The sequence below is a fragment of the Arthrobacter sp. TJ-217 genome, assembly GCF_058269255.1.
This window is the reverse complement of sequence record NZ_JBZCNJ010000002.1, coordinates 341,471-367,042: the sequence shown is the minus strand read 5'-3', so window position 1 is coordinate 367,042 and position 25,572 is coordinate 341,471. Positions and strand designations below refer to the sequence as shown.

Annotated in this window: 27 protein-coding genes; 13 read left to right on the top strand and 14 right to left on the bottom strand. The window is 67.1% G+C overall.

Annotated features, from left to right (window positions below; translation table 11 throughout):
• Window positions 1-12 precede the first annotated feature (12 nt).
• A complete protein-coding gene (locus AC4D2R_RS04805) occupies window positions 13-2,073 on the bottom strand; it encodes a putative bifunctional diguanylate cyclase/phosphodiesterase (protein WP_490938034.1) in 2,061 nt (686 codons plus the stop codon).
• Window positions 2,074-2,455: 382 nt separating this feature from the next.
• Here AC4D2R_RS04805 and AC4D2R_RS04800 point away from each other — a divergent pair, with 382 nt between their 5' ends.
• Window positions 2,456-3,091 (top strand): ScbR family autoregulator-binding transcription factor, encoded by a 636-nt coding sequence (locus tag AC4D2R_RS04800; protein ID WP_490938032.1) that lies wholly within the window; start codon window positions 2,456-2,458, stop codon window positions 3,089-3,091.
• A 192-nt stretch (window positions 3,092-3,283) separates the two neighbouring features.
• Here AC4D2R_RS04800 and AC4D2R_RS04795 read toward each other — a convergent pair whose 3' ends face one another.
• Window positions 3,284-3,832 (bottom strand): heme-degrading domain-containing protein, encoded by a 549-nt coding sequence (locus AC4D2R_RS04795; protein WP_490938030.1) that lies wholly within the window; start codon window positions 3,830-3,832, stop codon window positions 3,284-3,286.
• A gap of 194 nt (window positions 3,833-4,026) precedes the next feature.
• Window positions 4,027-4,269: a hypothetical protein gene (locus tag AC4D2R_RS04790; protein ID WP_490902081.1), complete on the bottom strand. Its 243-nt coding sequence runs from the start codon at window positions 4,267-4,269 to the stop codon at window positions 4,027-4,029.
• Between the two features lie 185 nt (window positions 4,270-4,454).
• On the opposite strand from AC4D2R_RS04790, the gene AC4D2R_RS04785 reads away from it, so the two are divergent.
• The gene (locus tag AC4D2R_RS04785; protein WP_490902079.1) at window positions 4,455-4,667 is read left to right on the top strand and encodes a hypothetical protein; all 213 of its coding nucleotides are present in this window, start codon (window positions 4,455-4,457) and stop codon (window positions 4,665-4,667) included.
• A 54-nt stretch (window positions 4,668-4,721) separates the two neighbouring features.
• Here the strand turns inward: AC4D2R_RS04785 and AC4D2R_RS04780 are convergent, their stop codons facing one another.
• Complete coding sequence (locus AC4D2R_RS04780; protein ID WP_490902078.1) at window positions 4,722-4,877, bottom strand: hypothetical protein; 156 nt, start codon at window positions 4,875-4,877, stop codon at window positions 4,722-4,724.
• A gap of 313 nt (window positions 4,878-5,190) precedes the next feature.
• On the opposite strand from AC4D2R_RS04780, the gene AC4D2R_RS04775 reads away from it, so the two are divergent.
• The gene (locus AC4D2R_RS04775; RefSeq protein WP_490938028.1) at window positions 5,191-6,618 is read left to right on the top strand and encodes a GH1 family beta-glucosidase; all 1,428 of its coding nucleotides are present in this window, start codon (window positions 5,191-5,193) and stop codon (window positions 6,616-6,618) included.
• Window positions 6,619-6,672: 54 nt separating this feature from the next.
• On the opposite strand, the gene AC4D2R_RS04770 is transcribed toward AC4D2R_RS04775, so the two are convergent.
• Entirely contained in the window at window positions 6,673-6,909 is a 237-nt protein-coding gene (locus tag AC4D2R_RS04770; protein ID WP_490938026.1) for a hypothetical protein, read from the bottom strand.
• A 146-nt stretch (window positions 6,910-7,055) separates the two neighbouring features.
• Window positions 7,056-7,280, bottom strand: a complete 225-nt coding sequence (locus AC4D2R_RS04765) for a hypothetical protein (RefSeq protein ID WP_490938024.1) — start codon at window positions 7,278-7,280, stop codon at window positions 7,056-7,058.
• A 228-nt stretch (window positions 7,281-7,508) separates the two neighbouring features.
• Here AC4D2R_RS04765 and AC4D2R_RS04760 point away from each other — a divergent pair, with 228 nt between their 5' ends.
• The 5 genes from AC4D2R_RS04760 to AC4D2R_RS04740 all read left to right on the top strand — a co-directional run bounded on the left by AC4D2R_RS04760 (window position 7,509) and on the right by AC4D2R_RS04740 (window position 12,215).
• Window positions 7,509-8,396: a transposase gene (locus tag AC4D2R_RS04760; protein WP_490938022.1), complete on the top strand. Its 888-nt coding sequence runs from the start codon at window positions 7,509-7,511 to the stop codon at window positions 8,394-8,396.
• 83 nt (window positions 8,397-8,479) lie between these two features.
• Entirely contained in the window at window positions 8,480-9,439 is a 960-nt protein-coding gene (locus tag AC4D2R_RS04755) for an acyl-CoA thioesterase (protein ID WP_490938020.1), read from the top strand.
• Between the two features lie 155 nt (window positions 9,440-9,594).
• Entirely contained in the window at window positions 9,595-10,386 is a 792-nt protein-coding gene (locus AC4D2R_RS04750; protein WP_490938018.1) for a hypothetical protein, read from the top strand.
• 144 nt (window positions 10,387-10,530) lie between these two features.
• The gene (locus tag AC4D2R_RS04745) at window positions 10,531-11,400 is read left to right on the top strand and encodes an aldo/keto reductase (RefSeq protein ID WP_490938016.1); all 870 of its coding nucleotides are present in this window, start codon (window positions 10,531-10,533) and stop codon (window positions 11,398-11,400) included.
• 113 nt (window positions 11,401-11,513) lie between these two features.
• Window positions 11,514-12,215 (top strand): type 1 glutamine amidotransferase domain-containing protein, encoded by a 702-nt coding sequence (locus AC4D2R_RS04740; RefSeq protein ID WP_490938014.1) that lies wholly within the window; start codon window positions 11,514-11,516, stop codon window positions 12,213-12,215.
• Between the two features lie 107 nt (window positions 12,216-12,322).
• Here AC4D2R_RS04740 and AC4D2R_RS04735 read toward each other — a convergent pair whose 3' ends face one another.
• On the bottom strand, window positions 12,323-13,111 hold the full coding sequence (locus AC4D2R_RS04735) for a nitrilase-related carbon-nitrogen hydrolase (protein WP_490938012.1): 789 nt from the start codon (window positions 13,109-13,111) through the stop codon (window positions 12,323-12,325).
• A gap of 147 nt (window positions 13,112-13,258) precedes the next feature.
• Here AC4D2R_RS04735 and AC4D2R_RS04730 point away from each other — a divergent pair, with 147 nt between their 5' ends.
• From AC4D2R_RS04730 to AC4D2R_RS04715, 4 genes are all read left to right on the top strand, one after another.
• Window positions 13,259-13,432 carry a hypothetical protein gene (locus AC4D2R_RS04730; RefSeq protein WP_490938010.1) on the top strand — a complete coding sequence of 58 codons (174 nt, stop codon included), beginning with the start codon at window positions 13,259-13,261 and terminating at the stop codon, window positions 13,430-13,432.
• Window positions 13,429-14,895, top strand: a complete 1,467-nt coding sequence (locus AC4D2R_RS04725) for a purine-cytosine permease family protein (protein ID WP_490938007.1) — start codon at window positions 13,429-13,431, stop codon at window positions 14,893-14,895. Before AC4D2R_RS04730 ends, AC4D2R_RS04725 begins: the two co-directional genes overlap by 4 nt.
• Window positions 14,892-15,989, top strand: coding sequence for an alcohol dehydrogenase catalytic domain-containing protein (locus AC4D2R_RS04720; RefSeq protein WP_490938004.1), 1,098 nt, complete (start codon window positions 14,892-14,894; stop codon window positions 15,987-15,989). Before AC4D2R_RS04725 ends, AC4D2R_RS04720 begins: the two co-directional genes overlap by 4 nt.
• A 126-nt stretch (window positions 15,990-16,115) precedes the next feature.
• Entirely contained in the window at window positions 16,116-16,775 is a 660-nt protein-coding gene (locus AC4D2R_RS04715) for a TetR/AcrR family transcriptional regulator (protein ID WP_490938002.1), read from the top strand.
• Window positions 16,776-16,933: 158 nt separating this feature from the next.
• Here AC4D2R_RS04715 and AC4D2R_RS04710 read toward each other — a convergent pair whose 3' ends face one another.
• Together AC4D2R_RS04710 and AC4D2R_RS04705 are read right to left on the bottom strand one after the other, a co-directional pair.
• Window positions 16,934-17,479 (bottom strand): Rv1352/Rv1906c domain-containing protein, encoded by a 546-nt coding sequence (locus AC4D2R_RS04710; RefSeq protein ID WP_490938000.1) that lies wholly within the window; start codon window positions 17,477-17,479, stop codon window positions 16,934-16,936.
• A 350-nt stretch (window positions 17,480-17,829) separates the two neighbouring features.
• The gene (locus AC4D2R_RS04705) at window positions 17,830-18,849 is read right to left on the bottom strand and encodes an LLM class flavin-dependent oxidoreductase (RefSeq protein WP_490937998.1); all 1,020 of its coding nucleotides are present in this window, start codon (window positions 18,847-18,849) and stop codon (window positions 17,830-17,832) included.
• Between the two features lie 219 nt (window positions 18,850-19,068).
• Between AC4D2R_RS04705 and AC4D2R_RS04700 the strand changes: the two genes are divergently transcribed.
• Window positions 19,069-19,731 carry an NADPH-dependent F420 reductase gene (locus AC4D2R_RS04700; protein ID WP_490937996.1) on the top strand — a complete coding sequence of 221 codons (663 nt, stop codon included), beginning with the start codon at window positions 19,069-19,071 and terminating at the stop codon, window positions 19,729-19,731.
• A 22-nt stretch (window positions 19,732-19,753) separates the two neighbouring features.
• Here AC4D2R_RS04700 and AC4D2R_RS04695 read toward each other — a convergent pair whose 3' ends face one another.
• The 5 genes from AC4D2R_RS04695 to AC4D2R_RS04675 form a co-directional block, all read right to left on the bottom strand.
• The gene (locus AC4D2R_RS04695) at window positions 19,754-20,845 is read right to left on the bottom strand and encodes a class I SAM-dependent methyltransferase (RefSeq protein ID WP_490937994.1); all 1,092 of its coding nucleotides are present in this window, start codon (window positions 20,843-20,845) and stop codon (window positions 19,754-19,756) included.
• 146 nt (window positions 20,846-20,991) lie between these two features.
• Window positions 20,992-22,632: a LuxR C-terminal-related transcriptional regulator gene (locus AC4D2R_RS04690; RefSeq protein WP_490937992.1), complete on the bottom strand. Its 1,641-nt coding sequence runs from the start codon at window positions 22,630-22,632 to the stop codon at window positions 20,992-20,994.
• A gap of 329 nt (window positions 22,633-22,961) precedes the next feature.
• On the bottom strand, window positions 22,962-23,357 hold the full coding sequence (locus AC4D2R_RS04685; RefSeq protein ID WP_490902048.1) for a universal stress protein: 396 nt from the start codon (window positions 23,355-23,357) through the stop codon (window positions 22,962-22,964).
• Entirely contained in the window at window positions 23,354-25,036 is a 1,683-nt protein-coding gene (locus AC4D2R_RS04680) for a tripartite tricarboxylate transporter permease (RefSeq protein WP_490937990.1), read from the bottom strand. The genes AC4D2R_RS04685 and AC4D2R_RS04680 overlap by 4 nt, the downstream gene beginning before the upstream one ends.
• The gene (locus AC4D2R_RS04675) at window positions 25,029-25,571 is read right to left on the bottom strand and encodes a tripartite tricarboxylate transporter TctB family protein (protein ID WP_490937988.1); all 543 of its coding nucleotides are present in this window, start codon (window positions 25,569-25,571) and stop codon (window positions 25,029-25,031) included. The genes AC4D2R_RS04680 and AC4D2R_RS04675 overlap by 8 nt, the downstream gene beginning before the upstream one ends.
• Window position 25,572: the final 1 nt, after the last annotated feature.

Below are 25,572 nucleotides of genomic sequence, written 5' to 3'. Positions count from 1 at the left end.
GGGCGCGCTGGGTCAGCGGCGGGAGTACTGCGCGGCGGCCTCCAGGCGCCCGGCCTCCTCAACGCCGCTGTGGATCTGCTGCACCAGCCAGTCCACGAGGAGCCGGCCGGCACCGGCGTAGGCCGCTTTCGCGTCGTGCTGCTGGGCATGCCACCGGTTCACGTTGGCCCCGACCTGCATGCCCGAGAGGAACACGGTCAGCGGGCATTCGGGAAGTGCGCGCGGGTGGGGCGAACCGAGGCGCGCAAACTGCCAGTGGTAGGCGAGGGCACCAAGGAAGGTCCTGAAGGAGTCGATGCGCACGGGAAGCTTAAAGCTTTCCACCCAGCCCGCGGCGTCGCCCGGAAGCAGCGGCCGCGCGAAGTAGTAGCCCTGGCCCAGGGGTGCTCCCAGCACGGTGACGGCCTCGGCGATCCCCTCATCCTCAAGGCCCTCGACCACCACGTTCATGCCGAAGTCCCTGCCCATCTGGATCAGCGTCGCGACGAGGCCAAGGGTTTCGGTGGGTTTCCTGCGGATCTCGGCGAGCAGGTCCTGGTCGAGCTTGATCGCGTTGAACGGAAGCGAGGAAAGCCGTTTGAGGCTGCTGTAGCCGCCGCCGAGGTCGTCCATGGCAAGGCCCACCCCGAGGTCAACGAGCTGGTTCAGCGCGTCGCGCTGGATGTCCCATTCAAGGGTCTGCGATTCGAGCAGCTCAAGGCCCAGCCGGTGCGGGGCGATGTTGTGCCGCTCCAGCGCCGCCCGGATCAGCCCCGGCGAGCCCGGGTCGAGCAGGGTGGTCGGGGGCAGGTTGACCGACACGTTGTAGGAAAGGCCGACGGCGTCCCAGGCGGCGAGGCGGGCGAGGGACTGGTCGAGGACCGTCGCGAAGACGAAATCAAGGTCGGCGTCGCTCAGGTAGCGGAGGAACCCCGCCGGCCGCAGTACCCGCCCGCTCGGGAGCCGGAGTCGCGCAAGGGCTTCGAAGAGGTGGACCGACCCGTCGCGCAGGTCGATGACCGGCTGCAGGTTGATGCACAGCCCGCCTCCATAGAGGGCGGCCCGGTATTCCTCGAGCGCTCCGCCGTCCTCCTCGTCCTGGTCCTGAAGAGCCGCCGGTTCTTCAGGCGCAGCAGGGGCGGCGGCGGTTTTCGAAGGAGTTGCCGAGGCGGAGGCAGGTCCCGAACCGGCAGGAACTCCAACGGGCACCGCGCCGGACTCCGGCGCAAGTGCCCACCAGCGGTTCCGTTCCCGCTTGCGCTTTTTCACCCAGTACAACGATTCGTCCGCGCTCCTAAGCAGTGTTGCCGTGTCGAAACCGTCCTGCGGGAACAGGGCGAGGCCCATGCTCATGCCGACGGTGACGCTGCGGTCTCCGACGGCGAAGGGAACCTGGACGGCGTAGGAAAGCCGTTCGAGGATGCGCGTCAGGCTTTCCTCGGCGCTGGCACGGCTTATGCCACCGAGCACCACGATGAACTCGTCGCCGCCCATCCGGCCGAGGAAATCCTCGTCGCACAGCTGAGCCTGCATCCGGACCGCCCACTCCTTGAGGAGCTGGTCGCCCGCCTCATGCCCGAAGGTGTTGTTGACTGCACGAAAGTCGTCGAGGTCGATCATGCCGACGGCGGCGGTGACCTCCGCCCGGGAACCGCCGGCGACGAGTTCGGCGAGGTGCTCGTTCATCGCCACGCGGTTCGGCAGTCCCGTCACCGGGTCGTGGAGGGCCTGGAAGCGCAGTTGTTCGTGCAGCGCCATCCGCGTGTTGATGTCCCGCTGTGTGCTGACGTAGTGGGTCACCCCGCCAGCCTTGGATCTGAGCGGGGTGATGGCGAGCATGTTCCAGAACGCCGATCCGTCCTTGCGGTAGTTGAGGATCTCGCCCTGGAACACCTCGCCGGCCGCGAGGGCGAGGCGGATCGCGGCCCTCGTGTCGGGGTCGGTCCCCTGCCCTTGGAGCATGCGGCAGTTGCGTCCCAGGACGTCGCTGCGCGTGTACCCGGTGATGCGGGTGAAGGAGTCGGTGACGTGGAGGATTTTTTCCGACGCGTCGGTGATGAGGGAAAGTTCGGAGGTGGCCTCAAGGGCCCTCATGAAAAGGTCGTGCGGCAGATCGCCGTCGCCAAAGCGCGGTCCATGGCGCAAATGCATGCTGTGTAGTCCCCCTCTACAAAGCGCGGTCCAGTCACGCACTGCCCCGTTGAGACGGCACCGCGCGGCGCGACACTGCGCCTTTCCCCAAGATAGCTATTGGCATGCTAGCCCCATTTCCCTCAGCCGTATATGCACAACGGGTGATACAGATGGGAAAGAAGTTATTTCGATCGTCCAGGTTGGCTCGATGGACCGCTTCGCGGGACGGCCAACATGACACCGGGGGTCCCCGGCTGGGAAGATCGACGAATGAGCACGCCATGGGCCGGCCGCCCCGAAACCCTGCCGCCGGTACCGCCCGGGCGACCGGCATGAGGATTCGATGACCCAGGAACGCGCAAGGGCAACGCGGCAGGCGATCATCGCGGGGGCGGCGTCGGTCTTCGAGGTTCAGGGCTACGGTCTGACCTCGCTCGCCCGGGTCGCCGACGAGGCCGGGGTGACAAAGGGCGCGCTGTACTTCCATTTCGCCTCCAAGGAAGCGCTGGCCCAGGCCGTCATCGAGGAACAGCATGCCTTCGCCATGAAGCACTCCGAACCGATCCTCAGCCAGGGCCATCCGGCGCTCGTCGCGATGATCCTGATCACCCGCGGCTTTGGACAGGACCTCATCCACGAACCGATCGTGCGGGCAGGAGTCCGGCTCACCTTTGAGGCAACCGCATTCGGGGCCGACGTCGCGGCACCGTACCAGGACTGGGTGAACAGCATGGAGCGGCTCTCCGCCACTGCGCAGACCGAGGGCTACCTGCGCACCTCACTTGACCCAGCTGTCTTCGCGCGCCTGCTTGTTGCCGCATTCACCGGCGTCCAGATGGTCTCGAACATCCTCACCGCCCGGGAGGACGTGATGCCGCGCATCGAAGAGATGTGGGCGATCCTCCTGCCGGGGGTCCTCGCCGAGGCCTACCTGGAGGACAGCAATGTCCTCGCCGGACGCATCACCGAAGCGACCTAGACAAACCGGTCGGACGGTTTGTTATTCGTGCCCCTGACGCTTACGCTTATCGTCGGCTAGGTCCTTGCCGCTCCGTGGGGGAAGCGGCGAGCCCGGGAACCAACGTTCCTGCCGGTGGCCGTGCCCGGCGCCTGGCTAATCGGGCCCGGGCACGTCCGCCACCATCGGGTCCCGACCAGCCTCCTTGCGCCGTTAGTCCAGTTCCGCGTGCCGGGACCTCAGCGCCTCGACCACCAGATCGTGGTCATCCATCTGGGGCAGTCCCGAGACCGTCACCGTCGCGACCGGCCCCACCCCGCGCACGTACAGGGGGAAGGCGCCGCCGTGGGCGGCATACACGCCCTGGTCGAACATGGGGTTGTCGTCGATTCGCCCACCGTTGCGGCGGGCGCGCAGCCCAACGAGCAGGGACGGCTCGCCGTAGCGCACCGCCGTGCGGCGCTTCGCCCGCAGCCACAAGTCATTGTCGAGGGTCGCTCCAGCCAGGGCCACGTGGAACACCACGTGCTCACCCCTGCTGATATCGATGGCGATGGGCAGGTTCCGCTCGTTGCCAAGCTCGACCAGCAGGAGTCCGAGCGCGAGCGCGTCCTCGGGGGTGAACCGCGGAAACTGCAGCTCGGCTATTTCGGATTCGATCCGGCCGATGAGGCCGAGCAGCGCGGCCTCCGGCTGCTCCTGCCAGGCATCGGGCTCGAATAGGGGGTTGGCGTTCGGAGAATCTGCGCTGGGTGTCTGCATTTCACCAACCTACTCCCGTCCGGCTTCGGCGCAGAAGGCCTCAGCGCACCAGACGCACGACGTTGACCGCCATTCCCGGGAGCGGCTCCAAGGTGCCCGCGCCGTCGGCCGTGAAGCCGATGCGGCGGTAGTCAGCACCTCCCGGGCGCGGTGAAGTTCACCCCGCACAGGAGGCGCTGACGACGCGGGGAACCCTACCGGCGCTTGAGGACGCCGCGCAGGATTCCGCTGAGCCCGCCTCCGCTGCTCACACCGCCCCGGCCGGTTCCTCCGGTGCGGCCGACGCCACCGGTGCGTGGCCGGCGGGTGCCGGTCGTGCCCGAGGTGGTTCCGCTTCGGCCCGCGAACCGCCCGGCTGCATTGAGAATTCTGTTACCCAGGCCCATGACGTGCTCCCCTGTTCGCCTGCGCCCGCCGACGGTGCGTCGGCGGATCACGTTCCCATCCTAGGCTCCGCCCCCGGCCCCGGCCACGACTTTTCCCGCACCACCGGCACTCCCCCGCGGGTCGCCGGGCTGAGTAGCATGGTGCTCAGCAACCGGTCGGAACGGGGCCGGCCCGAGCGCCGCGCTCGCGCCCGTCCCACTGGATTGCGGCGCGCAGCCGCAGAAGGGCGGGCATCATGGCGGTCGCTGAGGACGACGGCGGGGAAATGATCATCGGCGACATCACCCGGCCGCGGGGACGCGCCCTGGCCGTGGGACTTTCCGGTTCGGACGGCGACGAGGTGCTCAAAATAGGCTGGGTTGAGCAGGACGCCGAACTTGAGCTGACCCTTGATGAGGCGACGGCCCTGCGCGACGAGATCGACAGGATCATCCGCGAGCGCAGTTAACCCCGGGCATCGGCGGGCGCATCGCGGGGCGGACCACCCCGCCCTGTGCGGTACCTAACCCTGGATGGCTGGTTCGGCGACGATCACCCGGTGGTTCCCTTCGCACTGGTACAGCGCGATAGCGCCTTCGGGGACGGGGCCGGCGGCTGGCCACTGGCTTTCGGGAAGTTCCTGCATCGAAGCCCCGCAGGACGGACACACTGGGTTCATTGCGTTTCTCCTCCGCGCTGGTCCTGCAATTAAACGCCATCCCGGGCGGGTGCGAGCGGCGGCGCCAAAACGATTCGGAGTTGCGGTGACCGGCCGCAGGGCCTAGCGGGGGCGCCAAGCTGCCACCCGTGATGGGGGTCGACACGGGCACCCCACCCTCAAGACGGCGCCGAGACGGCAACGGTTGGCGCGGTATGTTGGCTATTCGATCGTCCCCGCCGGGGCCGTGCTCGCTGCACGTTCGCTGCTTGTGCTTTTCGCCGCCGGGAAAGAACTCATTTCAGGAAATCACGCAAGGAGCAGTGAAGGGTTAATGCCGCAGCAACGCCACGAACGGACCGACTGGCCCACCGGCTTCCTCTGGGGTTCGGCCACGGCCGCGGCCCAGGTCGAAGGGGCAGGTCACGAGGGCGGCAAGGAGGATTCGGTCTGGGACGCCTTCGCCCGTGTTCCGGGAGCCGTCGCAAAGGGCGACAACCTCGAGACGGCCGTCGACCACTACCACCGCATGCCCGAAGATGTGCGCCTGATGAAGGAGCTGGGCCTGGGGTCCTACCGGTTCTCCACGAGCTGGGCCCGCGTACGGCCCGGTGACCGCGCCGCCAACCCTGAGGGGCTCGACTTCTACTCCCGGCTTGTCGATGAACTGCTGGAGGCCGGCATCCTGCCTTGGCTGACCCTCTACCACTGGGACCTGCCCCAGGCGCTCGAAGAGAAGGGCGGCTGGGCGAACCGCGACACCGCCTACCGCTTCATCGACTACGCGGCCGACGTCCACTCGGTCCTCGGCGACAGGGTGCAGCACTGGACGACGTTCAACGAGCCCTTCTGCTCCTCGCTGCTGGGCTACGGATCGGGAGTCCACGCACCCGGCCGCCAGGAGCCGCGGGCCGCGATCGCCGCCGTGCACCACCAGCACCTCGCACACGGCCTTGCCGTGAAGGAGCTGCGCTCCCTCGGCGCCCAGAACCTGGGCATCACCCTTAACCTGAGCAATTCGATTCCGCGCGACCCCGCCGATCCGGCAGACCTCGAAGCGGCCCGCCTCTTCGATTCGCTGCAGAACCGCATCTTCCTCGATCCGATCCTGCGCGGCGCTTACCCCGAAGACACGCTGCGCGACCTCGAGCCCTTCGGGCTTTCCGGGCTCATCCAGCCGGGCGACCTCGAGCTCATCGGCGCCCCCCTCGATTTCCTGGGCGTCAACCACTACCACGACGACCTGATCAGCGGCCATCCCGACGACGCCGGCAGCGGCGGCCACTCCGGCGGAGCCGAGCGCGCGGCGGCCTCACCGTGGATCGGCGCGGAGCACATCGCATTTCCCAGCCGTGGCCTTCCGCGCACCGCGATGAACTGGGAGGTCAACCCCGACGGGCTGCGCCACCTGCTGGTGCGCCTCGGGAAGGAATACGAGACCCTGCCTCCGCTGTATGTCACCGAGAACGGTGCGGCCTACGACGACGAGGTCAGCGCCGACGGCGCCGTCCACGACACCGAACGCACCCAGTTCATCCTCGACCATATCGACGCCGTCAGCCGTGCCATCTCCGAAGGGGCCGACGTGCGCGGCTACTTCGTCTGGTCGCTGCTCGATAACTTCGAGTGGTCCTGGGGCTACGGCAAGCGGTTCGGCATCATCCGGGTCGATTATGAGACGCTGGCCAGGACGGTCAAGGACAGCGGAATCGCCTACAGCCGTGTCACTGCCGAGGCCCGGGCAGGCTCGGGAAGCGCCTGAATCACCGGCGGGCGCTGCGTTACCGCACCGTTGGCGCCCGCTCCGGGATTCGGCTCAGGCTTCGGCTTCCTCCGGTTCCTCCGCTGCCTGCTGCAGGTCGCGGAGGTCCAGTTCCGAATTGATTTCCTCGAGCCGGAACTCCGTCTCCGGCTCAACCATGCCCAGCTCATCAACCTCGGCGTCGACCGCGCGGTGCACCTTGCTGTTCAGCAGCTCGACTGCCTCAGTGCCCAGAACGCTCAGGTCCTCGGGAAACGGGTCCTCGGCGGTCAGCTTGCTGTTTGTGTACATGTCTCTTGCTCTGTCTACGCGGCGGGACTTGTTGAGTACTTCACCGTCGGGCTGTCACCAGAGGAGTTTCGCCCGGGATTCCCCACTAGGAAAGCATATAGTTAGAACATCTAACAAGTTATTCCTGCCCGGCGTGCCCGCACGGGTCAGGCGGGCGGCCAGGCCTCGGGGCTCACCACAAACGGATCGATCCGCCGGACGTCCGGTTCGGGAAGGTCCGCCGCATCCGCTATGTCGGCGGGATTTTCGCCGTGGCGCAGCGCCGTTGCGACAGCCTCTTCAAGGCTGAGTGCTGCATGGTCCAATTCAAATGCCGCGGCTTCTTTGTCTGCGGCGGCAACTCGGATACGGCGGAGGTCTTCCTCGTTCATTATTGCTAACCCTTCTCAAAGGACCAGGCATGCACAGGAAGGCTTATCCCCCATTGTGCTCCGCAGCGATCAGCGGATCAGGCCAATCATAGAATTACTTCACCAAGCGCGATAGCCCTGTTCGGCGCGGCCCTGGGCGGATGCCGTGGGCCCACCTTTGCTTCGGCCGCCCGTATTTGTCAGTGTTGCCTTCAACGTTCTGATTTCCTACCGGGGGCGAACAATTCCATGGACCTTGTTTCTGCTGCCAAGAGCCTCTACGCACTGCCGCTTGAGGAGTTTACGGGTGCCCGCGATGAGCAGGCGAGGGCGGCCGCCAGCGCCGGGGACAAGGCCCTCGGCGCCGAGATCCGGAAGCTCAAGAAGGCATCGGCGGCGGCCTGGCTGGTGAACATGCTTGTCCACCACCGGTCGGGGGAGGTTGAGCAGATCCTCGAACTGGGCCAGGCGCTGCGGGAAGCACAGGAGGGCCTCGACCGTGCCACGTTGAACGCCCTGGGCCAGCAGCGGCAGCGCCTCGTTGCGGCAGTGGCCCGGCAGAGCCGTGACCTTGCGGCGGACCTGGGGCACGAGGTCGGCGTGGCGGCGCTCCCCGACGTCGAGAAGACCCTCCGCGCCGCAATGACCGATCCCGCGGCGGCGGCCGCCGTGCTGAGCGGTCGGCTGCTGCGCCCGCTTGAGGTGTCGGGGTGGGACCCGGTCGATCTCGCCGGTGCCGTCGGCGGGCCGTTCGATGCGGCCGCAGCCGTGCCGGCCGGCGCCGCGCGCGGACGGGCCTCGGTGCCGGAGGACGGCGCGGAGGAGAGCGAACGGGCAGCGCGGCTCCTCGATGAGGCACGCGCTGCCCTTGGGGAGTCCGAGGCTGAAGCCCGGGAAGCCGAGGCAACGGTGGCGCGGGCCGAGCACCGGGCACACCGGGTCTCGGTCCGGCGCGAAGGGCTGGAGGCCTCCGTCGAGGACCTTGAGGAGCGGCTGCGAGCCCTGCGCCGCGAATTCGAGGTCATCACGGAGGAGGCCGAGGACGCTGAGCGGAGCCGGAAGGAGGCCGCGAGGAAGGCCGAAGCGGCGCGCCGTTCCCTTGACCGGGCGCGGCGGCGGGTGGAGGAACTGACCTAATCCGTCACCTCCCGCCCGGGAGCGCAGGCTTCGTGAGACCATGGGCACCATCACGCCGCCTGCTGCAGAATTGAGCTTCCTCGATGGACGAGACCACAGGGAACCGCGACACAATGGTGCTGCGCTTCATGGCCGCCCCAACCGATGTCGCCGTCAGCGGCGGAACCATTCAGGCGGGCCGCGTCCTCGAATGGATCGACAAGGCCGGTTTCGCCTGTGCCGTCGGCTGGAGCGGCGGGTACTGCGTCACCGCCTATGTCGGCGACGTCCGGTTCACCAGGCCGATTCCCGCCGGCAGCCTCATTGAGGTCCACGCCAAGCTCGTCTACACCGGCCGCACCAGCATGCACATCCTCGTGAGTGTCCTTTCGGCGAACCCCCGCTCGGGGAAGTATGTCGAGGCAACGGAGTGCCTCCTTGTTTTCGTCGCCGTTGACGACTCCGGCTCACCCCGCCGGGTGCCCGAGTGGCTTCCGGCGACCGACGTCGAGAAGGCCTTCCAGTCCGCGGCGCACGCGCGGATTCCCATCCGCGCCCAGATCAAGGAGGAGGTTGCCCGCCACTCCTACACCGCGGCGGGATCCGCGCCGCAGATGACCTTCCGGTTCCTTTCGGCACCCACTGACGCCAACTGGAGCGGAAAGACGCACGGCGGCACCGTCATGGCCTGGATCGACGAAACGGCCTACGCCTGTGCGACCGGGTGGAGCAGGCAGCACACAGTCGCCGTCTACTCGGGCGGAATCCACTTCCACCGGCCCATCCCGGTGGGGCACATCCTCGAGATCGAGGCCCGGCTGCTGCTGACGGGTACCTCGAGCATGCACATTGGGCTCAGGGTGCGCTCGGCCGACCCGCGCGATCAGGTGATGGGCCTTTCCGCGCAGTGCCTTAGCGTTTTCGTTGCGCTCGACGGCGAGGGCCGCACCGTGCCGGTGCCCGCGTACGAACCGGTCACCGAGGAGGACAAGGCACTGCACAGGCACGCGCTGCGGCTCAAGGAGCTGCGCGAGGGGATGCCGGTTCTCGACCTGAGTGTGTGATGCGACGGCCATCCTGAACCCACGACGGGCCGGGTATGCTAACCCCTCATTTCTCAGGTTTCAAACGCCCCTCGAGCCGGACAGCCCATCCGGCCCCTCGATAACATTTTGATGTACCACAGAGAGGTCTCCTTACTGTTTGGAAGGTTGAATCGATGCGTACGTCAGCGTTTTTTGTTGCCCCCACCCTCGCGCTCACCGCACTGGCCCTCACGGCCGGACCGGTTGCCGCGCAGACCGGCGCAACGTCCTACTCCGCAACACTTGCCCCCTCGAACAACAGCGGGACATCGGGCCAGGCCATGATCCAGCTGCAGGGCAGCCAGGCCACGATCACAATGAACATCGCCGGTGCGGCGCCCGTCCTGATGGACATGCCGTTCGTCCACGCCCAGCACATCCACATCGGCGGACAGGGACGCTGTGCGGGTCCCGAGGCTGATGCAAACGGCGACGGCGTCGTCGACTCACCCGAAGGTGAGCCGATCGAAGGCGCAATCAGCACAACGCTTTCGCTCTCGGGTGACACAAGCCCGGCGTCGGCGCTGGCCCTTGACCGGCTCCCCGCCGGCGGTGCCTACACGTACCAGCGCACAATCACCCTTGACCCGGCAACGGTCCAGGCGATCCAGTCAGGTGCCGCCATCGTCGAGGTTCACGGCGTCGACCCGGCTCGGCTTCCCGCTGCTGCGCAGCAGCAGCAGAGCACCCTTGATCCGTCGCTGCCCCTTGCTGCAACCCTGCCCGCCGCCTGCGGGGAGATTGTCGCAGCGCAGATGGCAGGTGCCGTTCCCGAAGGTGGCGCCGACACCGGCGTCGAGGGAATCCAGGCGGCCGAAGACGAGCAGGCCGCGCTGCCGCTTGCAGCCGGCGCGCTGCTTCTCGCGGCTGGAACCCTCGCCGGCGGCGCAACCGCGTGGCGCCGGCGGAGCTCCGCCCGGCGCTGAGCGAATCCCGGCCTGACCGCATCCGCGGCCCCGGTGCCGATGCACCGGGGCCGCGCCTGCGGGACCCACCTTCCGCCGCCTGTCCGTCGACCGGTATCGCCAGGGCTATCGGAATAACGCCGGAAAGCGGTAGGTTGCCGCAGTATGACCAACAATGATCAGGTGACTTCACATCTCTCTCCCACCATCAACCTGAAGGATCTCGGCACCGTCAACCGCCTTGGCTTCGGTGCAATGCGCATCGTGGGCGAGAACGTCTGGGGCGAACCGGCCAACCGGGGCACCTCCATCGAGGTTGTCCGCCGCGCTGTTGAATTGGGCGTGGACTTCATCGACACCGCCGACTCCTACGGGCCCAACGTCAGCGAAGAGATCATCGCTGAGGCCCTCCATCCCTACCCGGATGGCCTGCGCATTGCCACGAAGGTCGGCTTCACCCGTCCCGCGCCCACCCGGTGGGTGGCCGTTGGGCGCGCGGAATACCTGCGCCAGCAGACCGAGCTCAGCCTCCGCAGGCTCAAGGTGGACACCCTGGATCTGCTCCAGCTCCACCGCATCGATCCGAGGGTTGATGCCGAAGAACAGTTCTCCACGCTCCGCGACCTCCAGCAGGAAGGCAAGGTCCGCGCCCTCGGGCTCTCCGAGGTCACGGTCGATCAGCTCAAGGAAGCCGAAAAGTACTTCACCGTCTCCACGGTGCAGAACCGCTACAACCTCACCGACCGCCACTCCGAGGACGTGCTGGCCTACGCCACAGAGAACGGCATCGGGTTCATCCCCTGGGCCCCCATCTCCGCCGGCGAGCTGGCCCGCCCGGGCGGCCCGCTTGACGAGGCTGCAAAGCGGCTCGGTGCCAGCACCTCCCAGGTGGCCCTGGCCTGGCTGCTGCGCCGCTCGCCCGTCATGGTGCCGATCCCGGGCACCGGCTCCATCGCCCACCTCGAAGAGAACGTGCGTGCCCTCGACATCGTCCTCGACGACGCCACCTATGACGAACTCGATGCCGCACGGTAGGCCCCGGCATCACCTGGGGGCATAAAATAACGCACCAGGTCGCTGACTATATGGACATCACATCCCAGAGAGGGCGGACCCGCACGGGCGCGCCCGAGAAGGAGCACAATCCCATGGCTCGAATCCTGATGGTTGTTTCATCCGCCGATGCCCTCACCATGAAGGACGGCACCTCGCATCCGACGGGTGTCTGGGCCGAGGAGCTCGTCGTCGCCCACCGCACCCTCCGCGAAGCCGGCCACTCGGTCCAGCTCGCCTCGCCCGGCGGAGTCAAGCCGACAATCGATGCCGCGAGCCTCGATCCGCAGCAGGTCGGAGGCCAGGCGAAGGCCGATGAGTTCCGCGGCTACCTCGAGGACATCGACAGCGAGCTTTCCTCGCCGCTGGTCCTCGCGCACGTCACGGCGTCCGACTTCGACGGCGTCGTGATGCCGGGTGGCCACGGCCCCATGGCGGACCTCGCCGCGAATAAAGACCTCGGCCGCGTCCTGGTCGAGACGAACAATGCGGGCAAGGTCATCGCGCCCTTCTGCCATGGCCCTGCCGGCCTGCTCAGCGCCGTGAACGAGGACGGCAGCTTCGCCTTCGCCGGGCGTCGGCTGACGGTCTTCACCAACGAGGAGGAACTGGCGGGCGGAACCGGCGAGAATACGCCGTGGCTCGTTGAGGACGTACTTCGCGAGAAGGGAGCCCTGGTTGAGGGCGCCGATTCGTGGACCAGCTTCATGGTGCGCGACGGAAACCTCATCACCGGTCAGAACCCGCAGTCAAGCGAGGAAGTCGCCAAGGAAGTCATCAAGGCACTCGCCGAGTAGCCTTCGGGCTGATGCAGGAAAACCCAACGACGGCGGGCGGTCACCGGGAGGTGCCCGCCCGCCGTCGTTATGTGCGCCCTCCTTGCTTGCTGGAGCCTTCCGCCGGCTCAGCCGAAGAGTGCCGGGCGCATGCAGGTCAGGTAGGTGTTGAGGGAGCGGGCGCGGTCCACCTCCGCCTTCCCAACCTCGGCGACGAGCAGTTCCTCCCCGTCCTTGGCGAGCCCAAGGAACGTTCCATACGGGCTGGCAATGCTGCTCAGGCCCGTGAACCCGGGGGCCGTGTGGTTGGCGTAGGCGATGTAGACGCCGTTCTCCAATGCGCGCGCCGGCACCAGCAGGGTCGATATCCGCTCGGCGTTGTAGGTGTGCTCGGGCGGCCGGCCTCCGACATCTCCCGTCGCGGGAACCGCAGTGGGAATGCACAGCAGGTCGGCTCCGCGGCGTGCGGCGCTTCGCGAATATTCGGGGAACTCGATGTCGTAGCAGATGCCGAGGGCAACGGTGAGGCCCATCAGGGGAACAAGTTCAGGGAGGTCGTTTCCCGGGGTGAAGACCGACTTTTCCTCGGGCCCAAACAGATGCGACTTCCGATACCGGGTCAGTTCCGCTCCCTGCGCATCGAACAGTGAGGCGCTGATGTGGGGGCCGCCCGCTGCTGCCTCGACTGTCGATCCGACGAGTCCGATGCGGTGCCGGCGGGCGATGTCCGCCAGTTCTGCCCGGATGCCCTGCCCGTCGAAACCGACAACGCGCTCGGGAGCGTAGCCGGTTGCGAAGAGTTCGGGGGTCACCAGGAGGTCCGCCCCCTGCTCCGCGGCGCGCGCCGCATACCCCTCGAGGCGGCGCAGGTTCTCGCCGACGGCGTTGACCGCCCCCGCTGCCTGCAGTACGGCCATTCCGGGCACGGCTCCTCCTCCCGAGGCGGCCGCCGGTGCAGGCGCCTCTTGCACAAACTTCAACGGAAAATCCATTGACAGCCCCCATGATAGGCACAACTATTGATCCAAAACCGAATGAGATTCGATTATTGGAGAACGGGAACAATGGATTCTGCTGACACCACAACGGCCGCCGAGCTGAAGCGGCGGCTCACCGAAATCTCGGCCCACGAGCAGGGCGACGCCTCCCGCAAGGCCCTCTCGGCCCGGGACCTCGGCCTGTTCACGGCAGTGACGCTGGGCATCACCCTGCTCGGCTTCCTGGTGCTGGCCCTGTGAGCACGGCACGCGGCGAGCGCAGTGCTCCCGAAGCCGCAAGCGAGAGCGGCGGTTCGCTCGGTTCGCTCCCCCTGCTCCGCAGGGAACGGATCTGGAACGGCGCCGACTTCACCGGGGTCAACATCAGCCTCGCCATCGCCACCTGGGCGTTCCTCGTCGGCGGATCGACGGCACTGCTCGTGGGCTTCCAGCAGGGCATTGCCGCTATGGTCATCGGCAACGCGATCGGCCTGGGTTTCATGATCCTTGCGAGCGTCGTCGCAAGCCAGCGCTACGGGGTGGAGCAGTACACGATCCTCCGTCCGGTCTTCGGGCTGGTGGGCGTCGGCATCCTTGTCTTCACCGTCATCCTGATCACCGAAATGGGCTGGTCATCACTCCTGGCGATCATGGTCGGCCGCGCCGTCACCCAGGTGTCGAACTCGACCTTCGGCACTGAGTTCGGGCCCGAAAGCCTCATGGTGACGTTCTTCGCCCTTGTGGCCATCGCCGTCTCCTGGTGGATCCTCTCCCGCGGGCCGGTCACGATCGGCCGGTTCAACAAATTCATTGCTCCGGGCCTGATCGTCGTGACGCTGTTCCTGATGGTCTTCCTCGTCATCAACACCTCCTGGGACACGCTGTTCACCGCCGCACCGCTCGCGCCGTTCGAGGACGAACGGCTCAACTTCGCCCTGGCCGTGGAGTTCAACGCCGGGGTTGGCGTTTCCTGGTACCCGGTGATGGGCTCGCTGGCCCGGCTGACCAAGACGCCGAGGGCGGCCCTGTGGCCCTCCTACGGCGGGCTGCTCGGAGCCACCCTGATCGCGCAGATCGTCGGCATGGCCGCGGCCCTGACGCTCGGGGATTCGGATCCGACGGTGTGGATGCTGCCCTTCGGCGGCCCGGTGCTCGGGGCGTTCATCCTGCTGTTCATCGCCTTCGCCAACATCACCAGCACCTCCTCAATCGTCTACTCGACGGTGCTCGCCATCCGGCAGGCCAGCGGCAACCTGCTCTCGCGGGTCAGGTGGGCCTGGCTCTGCGCCGCGTTCTTCGTCCTGCCGGCCATCCTCGCCTTCTTCCCTGGCTTCATGTACCTGCGGTTCATGACCTTCGTGACCCTCAGCGGCGCCTTCCTTGCCCCGATGTGCGGGGCGATCATTGCCGACTACTTCCTGCTGCGCCGCCAGCGCGTCGCCTTGGAGGATCTCTACCGTCACCGCGGTGACAGCGCATACCACTTCCATGGGGGTATCAACTGGGCCGGGCTCGGCGCCGTCGCGGCCGGGGCCGTCTTCTACCTTGTCATCTACAACCCGGTCACCCTGACCACCCTGCCGGTCTTCAGCTACATCACCGCATCCCTCCCCTCGGCGATCGTCGGAGCGCTGGTCTACTACGTGCTCGCCCGGGTCCTCTATGTCCGCCGCGGCATCGGCGGCTATGCTCCCGCCGCAGAGAAGGTTGAGGGGCGCGCATGAGCCGCCTCTCGCGGGCCGCACTGCACCGGGCCGGCTCACGGAGCCTCGACCTGACGACCGTTGCCGTGGCCGACCCCGGCCCGGGGACTGTCCTCGTCCGCATGGGCGCCTCGGGGGTCTGCGGATCGGACCGCCATGTGCTCGACGGCGACTGGACGCTGCCCTCCCCCACGGTGATGGGCCACGAAGGCGCCGGCACCGTCGAGGCGATCGGCGACGGCGTCACCGACGTCGAGGTCGGCGACCACGTCATCCTCTCCTGGTTCTACCCCTGCCGGCGCTGCACCGCCTGCGTCTCGGGGAGGTCCTACGTCTGCACGGGCAGCCGGTCGGAGGAGTGCCTGCTGCCCGACGGAAGCACCCCGCTCTCCATCGACGGCGGGGACGCATTCCCCTACCTCAGCGTCGGATCGATGAGCGAATACGCTGTGGTCCCCGAAGCCGGTGCCATCCGCATCCCCCGGGACGTGCCGTTCGACGTCGCGAGCCTCATCGGTTGCTCGGTCGCAACGGGTTTCGGGGCGGTGGTGAACGACGCGGGAGTGGAGGCCGGAACCTCCGCCGTGGTGGTTGGGACCGGCGGTGTGGGGCTCTCAATCATCATGGCGCTGGAGCTCGTCGGAGCGAACCCGATCATCGCCGTCGACCTGAGTGAGGAAAAGCTCGCCGCGGCGAAAGGCTTCGGGGCCACGCACACGCTCACGCCCTCCCCCGGTCTGGCGGAGGATATCCGCGGGTTGACGGGCGGCGGCGCCGCCTACGCGTTCGAGGCCATTGGGCGGGTGGAGACCATCGAGTCCCTCCCCTCCCTGCTCGCGGCGGGCGGGAAGGCCATCATCGTCGGTCTGCCTCCCGAAGATTCTCCGGTCTCGATCGATGCCCTCGCGTTGGCCGAGAGCGGCAAGTCGCTTATAGGCTCGAACTACGGGTCGACGGTCCCGGGGCGGGACTTCCCACGCCTTGCCGGGCTCTACCTCGCGGGTCGGCTGCCGGTTGACCGGCTCATCTCCCATCGGATTGGACTTGACGACGTCAACGACGCATTCGAGGCGATGCGCCGGGGCGAGCGTGCCCGCAGCGTGATCGTGTTCTAGTTGCTCAAAGGTTGGGCGGAAAGGTCGACCGGCACGGAGCACGGCAGCCGCAGGACGGTGAAGACAGGTATGCCGCGCGCGCGGCCAGGAAAAGCATGCCGCAGCGCGGGTCACGACAGGGGGAAAATGGGGCGACCTCGCCAGGCGATTCTGTCGCCGGAAAAGATCTACCGGGCAGCCCTCGAGCTGGTCGATGAGTTCGGGGACTTCACCCTGCCCGGACTGGCTCAACGGCTTTCGGTTAGCCCGTCGTCCATCTACCACCATGTACAGGGCCGTTCGGAAATCATCAATGGGATCCGCTCGGTGATCGGATCGGATGCGCTCGCGGCAGGCGATTTCTTCACGGCTGGCCCTGCCTGGCAGGAGCGGGCGGCGGCGTGGGCCCGCAGTTACCGCAGCGCACTGGGCCAGCACGCGAAAGCCATACCGCTGCTCGTCGGCGAAGTGGTTACGGACAAGGCCACCCTCGAGATCTACGAACACCTGGCTGACCTGTTCGTGGGGGCGGGTTTCTCCGCAAACGATGTGGTGGTGGCGGTGACGGTCCTCGACAGCTTCATGCTTGGCTCAGCGCTGGATTCGGCGTCCCCGGAGACCGCCTGGCTTGCCGATCCCGCCTCCCAGCCCGCCCTGCATGGAGCGTTTGCGCAGGCCTGCCTCGATGGACCGCGCTCCGACCTCGGGTTCGAAGCGGGGGTGGAGGCGATTCTTGCCTATCTTGCGACGCTGCCCCAGGGTCCCTCCGCGGCAACGGCTCCCCGACGGGCATCGAACCCCGAATAGACGACACATCCCGTCCCGTAGCGACATGGGATCCCAGAAAGACAACGGATCCTCAAACGACGGTGGATCCTCAAAAGACGGCGGCGGGCGGCACCCCAGGTGCTGCCCGCCGTCGGTTCCGGCAGCAGGACCGGTCAGTGGCCGGACTGCCGCAGCTGCTACTGCTTCTGCCAGGAGCCACAGCGCTTCGTGTTGAAGTCCTGGCCCTCGGCGAGGGTCACCATGGGGCGCCCTCCGCCGGGAATGTCGTTTTCGAGAATGTCCGAGCCGTTGGTGCCCCCTGCGAGGATCGCCCAGTAGCAGGACGACCCGACCTCGTCGGTGGTGCGGTAGGTTCCCGCGGCAATGTCGGTGCCCACCGACCAGGTGCCCTCGGTGATGGTGTTCGCCTTTGCCTTGGCTTCGGCACCGGCCACGGCGGCCTCGCGCTTGGCGACTGCGGATTTCGCCGCCGCTACTTCGGCATCGGCTGCTTCAACCGCAGCTTCGCGTTCTTCGAGTTCCGCCTCACGCTCCACCGTGCTGTCCTCCAGGGCCTCGTACCGTTCCTTTTGGTCCGCGACGACGACCTGCATTTCCCGGTTCCGCCCCTGCAGTTCGGCGTACTGTTCGCTCGCGGTCGGGTCGATGCTTGCCGCCCCGGCGGCCATGCCGCCCATGAAGATCGCCACTATTGACGCAACAATAATGGTCCACTTACCCACACGGCCGAGCCGCGGCCTCCGGGGAGGGGAAACCGCCTTGCGGCTCTGCGGCGGAAAGGCGGGCTTTTCCGCCCTGGGCGTGACTGCCGTTTCGGAATCGGGCCGACCCTGAATGCTATCTAGTTTGCTGCTCAAAATTCTCCCCATAAAAGCGCGAATGACTCAGCAATAATACGCCCAGGAGATGTCCACCAATTCATCAGCAGACTTAATATCCTTATTCTGGAGAATTCACTTTCAAACGGAATGGAAATGCGGGCGTATTCTGCGACGGAGACAAACGACGGCGGGAGGCACCCTGGGTGCCTCCCGCCGTCGTCGTTACGGTGCCGTTGATGCCCGGCGGAGCGTCAGCGCCATCCGGCGCCGGGAGCAACGTGCTTGACGATGCTCTCCAGGAGCTGCGCGTTGTATTCGACTCCCAGTTGGTTGGGAATCGTGACGAGCACCGTGTCGGCTGCCTGCACTGCGGCGTCGGCGGCAAGCTTCGCCGCAATGACATCGGGCTCACCGATGTAGCTCTTGCCGAATCGGGCCAGGGTGCCGTCCAGGTGACCGACCTGGTCCTTACCCTCGACCTGGGCGCGCACGCCGAAGTAGTAGCGGTCCTCGTCGGTGACCAGCGGCATGACGCTGCGGCTCACCGAGACGCGCGGGGTGCCCGGATGTCCGGCCTCCGCCCACGCCTTCCGGAACACATCGATCTGCTCGGCCTGGAGCTCGTCGAAGGGTACGCCGGTGTCTTCGGTCAGCAGCGTGGAGCTCATCAGGTTCATGCCCTGCTCCCCCGCCCACTTCGCGGTGGCGCGGGTTCCCGAACCCCACCAGATGCGCTCGCTCAGTCCCGGCGACTGCGGTTCGATCGCCAGCCGGCCGGCTGAGCCGGTCATGCGGGGATCGGCGGCGGCAATCTGCGCACCGGCGATGGCGGCGCGGAAGATGGCCGTCTTGTGGCGGGCGTCGTCGGCGTCGGACGAGCCCTCCGCCGGCACGTAGCCGAAGTTCTCGTAACCGCGCAGCGCCGGCTCGGGTGATCCCCTGCTGACGCCGAGCTGCAGCCGGCCGTTGCTGATCAGGTCGGTGACCGCCGCCTCCTCCGCCATGTAAAGGGGATTCTCGTAACGCATGTCGATAATGCCCGTGCCCAGCTCGATCCGGCTGGTCCGGGCCGCCATGGCCGCGAGCAGCGGGAAGGGCGAGGCGAACTGGGGCGCGAAGTGGTGGACGCGCACGAAGGCGCCGTCGATGCCGACATCCTCGGCAGCAACCGCGAGCTCCACTGTCTGCTGCAGGGCATCGCGGGCTGTAAGCACCATCGATCCCGGCACGTCCTGGTAATGACCAAAGGACAAAAAGCCAATCTTCTTCATGTCCGGGTAGCGCACCGGGCACCCTGCTTATTCCCGCGGAGACGGGCAGGCAAGGCCGGCGGGTATTCACGCGTAACAGTTTTTCCTCCTTTGCCGTACGGCACTTTGTGTCGCGGCCGGACACGCCGTTGTGGACGTGGTGCCGGCGGGAAAACCGGAGAATTTCGCCCGCGGAAGAACCCGCGCGGAGATCCCCGATCACCGGTAAGTTGTGGTTGCATGAGCAAGCACGCGAAAACAATGGGCATCATCGGCAGCGGTCACATCGGCTCCCAGCTGGCCCGGTTGGCCACCTCCGTCGGGTACGGCGTGGTGCTGAGCAACTCCCGCGGCCCGGAGACCCTCGCCCACCTTGTCGCCGAACTCGGCCCCAAGGCTTCGGCGGCGACAGCAGCCGACGCAGCGGCAGCGGGCGACGTCGTCGTCGTGGCTGTCCCGGTGGGCAGCTACCGCGACCTTCCCGCAGGCCCGCTGGCCGGCAAGACAGTGATCGATACGTGCAACTACTACCCTCAGCGGGATGGCCGGATTCCCGAGCTCGACGACGAAAGCACAACCACCAGCGAGTTGATCCAGGCGCAGCTGGCGGGCGCCCGCGTGGTGAAGGCGTTCAACAACATCTACTTCGCCGACCTGACAACCGACGGCAAACCGGCAGGAACCCCCGGCCGCCGTGCCCTGACGATCGCCGGCGACGACACGGACGCCAAGCGCACGGTGACCTCGATCATCGATGAGTTCGGCTTCGACGTCGTTGATGCGGGCCCGCTTGCCGAGGGCTGGCGGTTCCAGCGCGACACCGCCGCGTACGGGCTGTCGGCCGACGCCGACGGCATGCGCGAGGGGCTCGGCAAGGCGAAACGCTACGCCGAAATGGCGTAGCGTCCCGCCTGACCCGGAGGGCTCAGCCCTTGGTTGCCGTGAAGTAGGCGTTGAACGGGTCCGACTCGATTGCCTTTTCCTCGACCTCCGAGAATCCCGCTTCGCCGAGCATTTTCTGGGCGAGCTGGGTTCCCCAGACCGTGCCAAGGCCCGCGCCACCGAGGCCGAGCGAGACGCTCATGCAGTGGACGGTCGAAAGGGCGTAAAGAAATGAGGCCCAGGGCAGTTCCGTGTTGTCCTCGAGGTTGCTCGAGGCCTTGATGTCCACCATGAGCAGGCTGCCGCCGCTGCGCAGCGCGGTGAAGATGTTGCGCAGCACACCGGCCGGGTCGGCCTGGTCGTGGATCGCGTCGAAGACGGTGACCGCGTCGAAGGCCTCCACCTCGTTCAGTTCGGCGACGTCGCGGAGGACGAAGCTGGCGTTGGCCAGGCCAAGGCTTTCGGCTTCGGTCCGGGCCGCGGTGATTGCCTCCTCCGAGAAGTCATAACCGGTGAACGTGCTGGCGGGAAACGCGCGGGCCATGAGGTTGACCGCGTGCCCGCTTCCGCAGCCGATGTCCGCGACCCTGATGCCGTCCCGGAGTTTTGCGGGGAGGCCGGGAACGAGCGGGAGGATCGAGTCGATGAGGGCGGCGTCGTTGACCCCCGCACTGTCTTCGGCCATGACGGCGTGGAACCGCGGGTAGTCGGTGTAGGAGAGTCCGCCGCCGGTCCGGAAGCATTCGAGGATCCGCTGCTCCATCTCCCCCATCATGCTCACGTACTGCAGAATGCGGGCGAGGTTGTCCGGCCCGGCGGCCGTGGTGAGCAGGGCGGCGTGCGTTGCGGGTAGGGCGAAGGTCTTGCCGTCGGGGTTGTAGGTGAGGATTTCCGCCGACGCCATGCCGCCCAGCCATTCCCTGACATACCGCTCGGACAGCCCGGCCGCGCCGGCGATCTCGGCGCTCGTCGCTGCAGGAAGCGCGGCGAGGGTGTCGAACAGGCCCGTCTGGTGGCCGATGCTCATGAGGACGGCGATGCTGCCATCGTTGAGGATGCCCAGACACCGCTCCCCGAAGGCCTCGACCGCTGCCCGGTCGGCGTCAGCTGTTCCGACTTCTTCAGTGACTGACATGGTTTCTCCCTGGGTTAGAGCGGGAGCTCTTCCCGCTGCTTCGAGACTAGGAAACCGTGGGTGCGCGCCGCTTCGGTCAAACCCTGCATTTGCGACAGTCCGCTATGGTGCAAATGATGCACGACGCCGAGTCACGGCGGAATCGATCAGCGGCGGGCTCCGGGAACGGGGTCGACGCCGTTCTCCCGCGCCCAGGCCGCCGCGGCGGTGCGCGAGGAGACGCCGATCTTGGCAAAGATGTTGGCGAGGTGGCGCCCTACGGTTTTCTCGCTGATAAACAGCTGGCGCGCGGCCTCCCTGTTCGATGCACCGGAGGTGATGGCGGCGAGCACCTGCAGCTCCCGCACGGTCAGTCCCCCCGGCGCCCTTTGGACGGCCAGCGGCAGCAGCTCGGGTGAGGCACCGAGTTCCTGGAAGATCGTGCGCGCCGCCGCCGTGTTCCACGCAGCAGCCTGCGGCTGGCCCAGTGCTTCATAGGCGAGGGCCTCCCACACATGGATCACGGCCGTCTGGTAGCGCGACCGCACGTCCATAAAGAACCGGCCCGCCCCCTCCAGCGATTCGAGCGCCTCGGCGGGATAGGAGTGGGTGAGCAGCAGAATCCCCCTCGCCTTCTGCGCCCACGCCTGGAAGCCTGCACTTCCGTAATGTTCTGCCGTCCGCTCGAGCTCGCGGCACAGGTCCTCGGCCTCCTGCTCCAGTCCGAGCCGGAGTGCAGCCTCGACTGCGGGGCCAAGCAGTCGCGCCCGCGCTATGCGGTCCCTCCCCTGCAGCGCGGCGAGAAGCCCGGCGTAGGCCGCTTCGGCGTCACCGCCGGCCGATTCGAGCAGCGCAAGTCCGGGCTGGGGTTCGATACCGCAGTTCTTGGCCCGCGCGTAGGCGGCACGCGCGCCCTCCGCGTTTCCGCGCATGCGCCGGAGTTCTCCGAGCTGATAGTAGCCTTCACCGGCGGCCCACACGTTCTTGTCAATGAGGTCGGCGCTTGCTCGCTCGATCTGCGGCTCGACCTCCGCCCACCCTCCCTCAATACTCAGCAGTTCGAGCCGGTGCACCCGGCAGACCCCTGTGTACATGACCTCGCTGCCGAAGCGGGCGCACCACCGCTCGGTCGCGGCGGTCCAGGACCGCATGCGGCGGTAGTCGGCGAGTTCGTGGCACACGTGGATCACAGTGCAGTAGATGTCGCCCACCCATTCAAGGGCGATCCGGTTGGCGAGCACCGGCAGCATCGCCTCATCCAGCTGGGCGAAACCGCGTGCTGTTTCTCCACGCCGCACGTCGGCGAGCCCGGAGAGGACGAGTCCGAGCGACATCAGGGCGGGTTCACCGAAGCGCTCGCTCATCTCCTGGAGCCGGGTTGAGTACGACGACGGCGGGGGCGCCCCCGAGAATTCCAGCTCGAGGACGGCATCGAGGTAAAGGAGGTATCCGTGCGCTGCATCCTCGGGAACATCGCGGAGGAGCCGCCGCGCCCTGCTGATCCATCCGGAGCCGACGGCCAGGTCTCCCCGGGTGACCCAGAGCAGTCCGAGTTCAAGTGCCTTCATTGCGGCCCGCGGCAGGGAGCCGGCCTCGCAGTGGCGCTGGAAAACCCTTTCGGAGACTTCGAAGTTCTCCCTGACGTTGCCTGTCCACCACGCCGAGCTGCCCAGCAATTCGAGGTCGTCCACGTCGAGCGGGGTTGAGGCATCGACGGCACTCAGGGCCTCGAACGCGGCGCGCCATTCGCCCCGGGCGTGGGCCGCCCGGCCGGTGCTCAGGAGTCGGGCCGTTTCCTCGGTGTCCATCAGGTTTTTAACGGTAGTCCCGCAGGCACCCGATGCACCACGTTCCGGGCGGATCCTGCTTGCGGCACGGTTTCTTCGCAAGCGTGCTTTCAGGACCTGGATCCGGTGGTGCGGGGATCGTTCCCCGCCGCGGTCTTCGGGTTCCTTGAGACACTGTGGAGATGGATCCGGCGATCACGGGAAGGTTCATGCCCACGACGCTAGGGAGCCGGGCGCCCTTCCCGCGTCGGGCGAAAACTGTATTTGCGCCGATGCCGGTTCTGCACAGCATGATGCAGAACCGGCACCGGGCGGGGGCTAGGTCACCGGGCGGCAGTTGCTCAATGGTGCTAGGGCAGTTTCACGGCAAGCACATTGCAGCGGGCCGTGAGCAGGATCGTCTGGGCAGTGGAGCCCATGATCAACTTGCCGACCGGCGTGCGGTGCCGCACCCCGATCACCAGGAGCTCCGCGTCGAGGCTTTCCGCCGCCTCGAGCACCTCCTCGGCGGCTGTCGCCTGCGAGGTCCCGTGACGGACCTCGTAGTCGACGGCCGAGGCCGCGAGTTTCTCCTCGAGCTTCGACACGTCGGCGTCGTCGGCATAACCGGGGTCAACCAGGCGGTCGGCCCGGGTGGTGTTCACGACAACGAGTTTTGCCTCCCGCCGCCGTGCCTCACGGATTGCTTCGTCGACCGCGGCGTCGCCCAGGGCGTTGGGCACGTAGCCGACAACGATGGTGCTCATGGGGTGTGTTCCTTACTTTCGCTGGAGGTTGGGGTGCTTGCGGCCGGAGGGCCGGATGCCGAGGCGTCAGTGTTGGTGCCGCTTTCGGTGCTGTTTTCGGTGCCTGTCCCCGCCGCGGGGCCGCCGGTGACGGCGGCGTCAGTGCCTTCGGCCTCCGAGGTCTCCTCGACGATCTCCGATTCCAGCGCGCTCTGGCGCTTCCTCATCCAGAAGGACAGCACGAAGATGAGGATCAGGACCACGTAGATCGTTGCGGCGATCGGCGAGGAGATCAGCGCCACCGGGTCGCCCTGGGAAATGGCCAGGGAGCGCCGCAACTGGTTCTCGAAGATCGGACCGAGGATCAGCCCCACCACCATTGGGGCAACAGGGTAGCCGTAGCGCCGCATGAAGAACCCGAGGATTCCGAGGAGCAGCAGGATGATCACGTCGATCGGCGTGAAGTTCACCGAGAACGCACCAAGGGCGGCGAACACCAGGATGCCCGCGTAAAGGTAGGGCCGCGGGATCTGGAGGATCTTGACCCAGATGCCTACCAGGGGCAGGTTCAGCACAAGCAGCATCAGGTTGCCCACGTAGAGGCTGGCGATCAGCGCCCAGACGAGGGCACTGTCGTTCTCGAACAGCTGGGGCCCGACCGGGATCTGGTACCGCTGGAACGCGACGAGCAACATTGCGGCGGTCGCGGTGGTGGGGATGCCGAGTGTCAGCAGCGGCACAAGTACCCCGGCGGCCGCGGCGTTGTTCGCCGATTCCGGCCCGGCAACGCCCTCAATTGCTCCCTTGCCGAACTGCTTCTTCCGGGCGCCCTTGGCGAGCTTGCGCTCCGAGGCGTAGGAAAGGAAGGTGGCGACGTCGGCGCCTCCGGCCGGGATGGTGCCGATCGGGAAGCCGATGAAGGTGCCGCGGAGCCAGGGCCGCCACGACCGCTTCCAGTCCTCCTTGCGCATCCACTTGGTCCAGCCGCCGGTCACCGGAATGACCTTGATTGGACCGTGGCGCAGCCGGGAGGCGACGTAGAGCGCTTCACCGACGGCGAAGAGCGCGACGGCGACGAGGACGACGTCGATGCCGTCGGCGAGGAACGGGCTGCCGAACGTGTACCGCTGTTGCGCCGTCAGGGAATCGAAGCCCACCGTGGCGATGAACAGGCCAAGGGCGAGCGAGGCAAGGCCGCGCAGCACCGAGGCGCCGAGGAGCGCCCCGACGGTCAGGAACGCAACAACCATCAGCGCCACGTATTCGACGGGCCCGATCTGCACCGCGAAGGCGGCAACATACGGGGCGACGAAGCTCAGGAGCACCGTGGCGATGGTACCGGCGATGAACGAGCCGACGGCGGCGGTGGCAAGCGCCGCCGCTCCCCTGCCGGCCTTGGCCATCTTGTTGCCCTCGAGCGCCGTCACGATCGACGACGACTCGCCGGGGGTGTTGAGGAGGATCGAGGTTGTCGATCCTCCGTACATCCCGCCGTAATAGATGCCGGCGAAGACGATGATCGCCGCCGTCGGCTCAAGGCTGTAGGTGATCGGCATCAGCAGCGCCACGGTCATCGCGGGGCCGATGCCGGGAAGCACGCCGACTGCGGTACCGACGAGCACCCCGCCGAGTGCGAACAGCAGGTACATCGGCTGCGCCGCGACGGCGAAGCCTTCGAGCAGGTTCATGAAATTATCCACCGAAGACACCAAACCCTTCGAGGAAGCCGGCGGGCAGGGAGACCCCTAGCAGGCCGGCGAAGACGAACTGCAGAATGAGTGCCAGCACGATGGCGGTCACCAGGTTGCGCCACCAGGGGCGGGCGCCGAGGGACCATGCGCATCCGAAGAACAGGAGCGCGGCGGCCGCGGGCCAGCCCAGGGGGACGATCAGGAATGCGTGAAGCAGCACGAAGCCCGCGAGCTTCCCGACGGTCAGCCAGTCGGTGGCGATGTTCGGATCGACGTCCTCGCCTTCCTCCGGTACGCCGGTTCCGCCGCGCAGCAGCTGGATGACCAGGCCCACGCCGACCAGCACGAGCATTCCGGAGACGAGGTAGGGGAAGGCCTTCGGGCCGATGTCGCTGGCCGAGGGCGGGGTCTGGATGCCGGCGCCGGCAACGAAACCCACAACACCGATGCTGATGATGAGCAGCGCGAAGATCAGTTCTCCGACCGGCCTGCCGGGAGCGGCGGCGACGCCGCTCCCCACAGGGCTCTGGATTGAGGTGCTCATC